The 3281-nt window shown below is 72.1% G+C and carries 3 protein-coding genes and 1 pseudogene; all 4 read right to left on the bottom strand.

From position 1 onward, the window contains the following. On the bottom strand, positions 1 to 706 hold a 706-nt coding region (locus JWR33_RS09155), incomplete at its 3' end, for a DUF222 domain-containing protein (RefSeq protein ID WP_297411285.1). A gap of 165 nt (positions 707 to 871) precedes the next feature. After that, a complete protein-coding gene (locus JWR33_RS09150) occupies positions 872 to 1384 on the bottom strand; it encodes a GNAT family N-acetyltransferase (protein WP_297411283.1) in 513 nt (170 codons plus the stop codon). 100 nt (positions 1385 to 1484) lie between these two features. Beyond that, positions 1485 to 3074, bottom strand: coding sequence for an alpha-amylase family glycosyl hydrolase (locus JWR33_RS09145; protein ID WP_297411281.1), 1590 nt, complete (start codon positions 3072 to 3074; stop codon positions 1485 to 1487). Further along, positions 3064 to 3281: pseudogene (locus JWR33_RS09140) on the bottom strand (hypothetical protein); the annotation flags it as partial. The pseudogene JWR33_RS09140 and the gene JWR33_RS09145, both read right to left, overlap by 11 nt.

The raw sequence follows: 3281 nt of genomic DNA, 5'->3' as shown, positions 1-3281 counted from the left end.
AGCCGGCCGCCTCCGGGTGGGCGTCGATCACCCAGCGGAGCAGCCCGTCCCGCCGGTGGATCACCTTGAAGCCCGACTTGGCGCGCAGCTCCTCCTCGCGGGGCTCGGCGCCGTCGGGATCGAACCGGTCGGGAACCGCACGGCAGAGCGCCGCCAGATCCGGGAAGGACCGGAGGCGCGCTTCCTGCAACAGGTGCGTTTCGAGCCCCTCAAGGGCGTCCTGGCTCAGCATGTGCCGAACGGCTTCGAGCGCCTCGATAATCACGCGGGCGCCGTCGGGGCTGACATCTCCTGTGTCGAGAGCGGCCGACACGTGCGCGAACCGGCACGGCAGGGGTTCGCCGCTGAGGCTCTCCCGCGCGACGAGCTCGGCGCCGACCCGGCACCAGTCGGCGGCACGTGCGACAGGAACGTCTGCGGAACGTGCCACGAGGGCGGCCGCCGTGCGCTCCCCCATCCGCTTGGACAGCGGCTCGAGCGCGTCCCGGGTGGAGCGCTTGGCGATCTCTCCCGCCACCCTCGTCGCGACGGTCTCGGCCAGCCGCGTGACCCTCCCCGCCCGCTCGGCGAGCTCCAGGAGCGTGGCGTCGGTCGCGCCTCCGAGCAGCTGGCTGAGCGCCGCCTCGGGTTCACCCCACGGCAGCGTTGCGACCCGGCGAGCGAGGCCGTCGGCCTGCTCGAGGAGAGCATCGGTGGGGCGATTCATAGGGCAATTGTGACCCCCACCACCGACACCCACCGACAATAGGAAGCGCTGATCAGCCGCCCTGTTGGCAACTTTTCGAAGTCGCACCTGGGGAGGGCGAGCGCCCCTCGCATGGCCTCGATCTCGCCCGGTCCACGCGTGCCATGGGCGCTCGCAGTGAGCCCTTCAGCGCAGCGATTTGCGCATCTGCAGCTCCCTGCTGCGCGGGTCGAGGGGATACGGAATCGTGCGTCCGGTCTCCACGAACCCGCGCTTCGCATAGGCCCTTCGCGCGGCGGCATTGTCCTCGTGCACGTCGAGGAGGAGACCGCTCGCCATGGTGCTCGCCCACTCCTCGATCGCCGTGAGAAGGGCGTCCGTCACTCCTGCCGCCGCCCCTCGTGCCGCGGGCGCGACGTACACCCCGACGAGGTAGGGCTCGACGGCGCCGTCGAATATGCGGCAGGCCATCGTGCCGAGCCACCGCCCGTCGGCCGCGATCGCAACAAGGTTGATCCCCTGCTCCCCCCAGCCGCCGGCCGCACGCCGTCGCCAGAAGTCGTCGGCATGGTCCCGGGCGGAGTCGAGCGTCTCCAGATAGGCAAGCGGAGTGTCCGCGAGCATCTCCAGGCGAAGCGCCTTCACCTGCGGCCAGTCATCCTCCACCGTTGGCCTCACGAGGAAATCGAGCCGCGTCACCCTTCGACCCTATGGCGGCGGCAGCCCGTCTCGCCGGCTGCCGGACGCCCTCCCCGCCGAAAACCGGGGCTGCGGGGAGGCGCAACTCCCCGCCCCCTCGTCAGCCCGTCAGCACCCAGGCCGCAGCATCGGGAGGCAACTGCCCGGACACGAGCGGCGCAGAGCAGAGGACGATGCGCCCATCGGGGATCGGGACATCCTGATCCCCCATCGCGAGCGCGACGACGAACCCGCCGGACCGCCGGCACAGCAGGAGCCCACCCGGAGTGAGGCTCCACTCCGCCGGGTCGCCGGAGCGCAGCGTTCCGTCGCCGACGAGCGCCCGCCGCATCCGGATCGCCTGCCGGAACAGCGTCAGCATCGAGGCGCTGTCCTGCCCCTGTCCGTCCACGGCACACAGTCCCCACCCCTCCGGCTGCGGAAGCCACGGCCTAGCGCCGTCGCGGACGCCCGAGAACCCGTGGAACCCGTCGGCCGCGGCGGTCCAGGGCAGCGGCACCCGCACCCCGTCCCGCGACACCCTTGCTCGCTCCCACATCGGATCCCGCTTCGCCGCATCGGGCACGTCGACCCCCGGCAGCCCCAGCTCCTGCCCCTGGAAGACGTAGGCGCAGCCGGGGAAGCCGAGCATGGCGACCAGTGCCGCCCGCGCCCGCCACTCCCCCACCTGGCCGCCGCCGAACCGGGTGACGGCGCGCTGGACGTCGTGATTCTCCAGAGCCCACGTCGGCAGTGAGCCCGACTGCCGGCGCACCCGCTCCAGCTCCTCGGCGACCCGCAGCCAGGCGTCGGCGTCCCAGCCGATCCCCATGAAGGTGAACGCGAACGACTGGTGCAGCTCGTCCGGCCGGGTGAAGCGGGCGGCACGGTCGGGCGGCAGGTTCACCTCGCCGACCAGCAGCCGCGGGGGCGCGTACTCCTCGGCGACCCGGCGCCAGCGGCGATAGACGTCGTGCACCTCCTCCTGGTCACGAGCCAGCGGGTTGATGCGCAGGCCGTCCGCGCGCGGCGGGAGGTCGCCCATGTCCGGCAGCCCCTCCGCCTTGAACAGGCCGTGCGCCACATCGATCCGCACCCCGTCGACGCCCCGGTCGAGCCAGAAGCGGAGCACCTCCTCGAAGAAGTCGCCCACCGCCCGGTTGCGCCAGTTCCAGTCCGGCTGGGCCGGTGCGAAGAGGTGCAGGTACCAGTCGAGGTCCTCCGCGGAGTCGGGGACCGCCCGAGTCCAGGCGGACCCGCCGAAGACGCTCGGCCAGTCGTTCGGCGGGCCGCCATCCGACCCGCCGGGCGCGAAGTGGAACAGCGACCGCTCCTCGGAGCCCGGCCCGGCGGCGACCGCCGCCCGGAACAGCGGATGCTCGACCGATGCGTGATTCGGCACCAGGTCGACGATGATCCGCAGCCGCAGCTCGTGGGCGCCCGCGATCAGGTCTTCGAGGTCGCCGAGCGTGCCGAACAGCGGGTCGACGTCGCAGTAGTCGCTCACGTCGTAGCCCTGGTCGACCTGCGGCGAGGTCTGGAACGGGGTCAGCCAGACAGCGTCCACCCCGAGCGAGGCGAGGTAGGGCAGGCGGTCGATCACCCCCCGCAGGTCGCCGACCCCGTCGCCGTTCGAGTCCGCGAAGCTCCGCGGATAGACCTCGTAGACGACAGCGGTCTCCCACCACGGCGACCTGCCGTCAGGTGACATAGCCCTGCCGTCTCGCCTCGCGGAGCGCGCCGAGGTCGAAGGTCCAGACGTTGGTGCGGATCGGGTTGCCCGGCGGGTACTCGTCGTCCTCCTCGCCCTGGAAGGAGAAACCGGAGCGCTCGCTAACGGCTTTCGAGCCCGTGCTGTCGGTGCGGGGATTCGCCACGAGCAGCGCCCGGGTGCCGCGCTCCGCCGCGTCCCGGGTGA

It is taken from the genome of Naasia sp., from assembly GCF_025465545.1.
Lineage (GTDB): Bacteria > Actinomycetota > Actinomycetes > Actinomycetales > Microbacteriaceae > Naasia.
The sequence above is the reverse complement of the archived record's forward strand: the minus strand, read 5'-3'. Positions and strand labels throughout refer to the sequence as shown.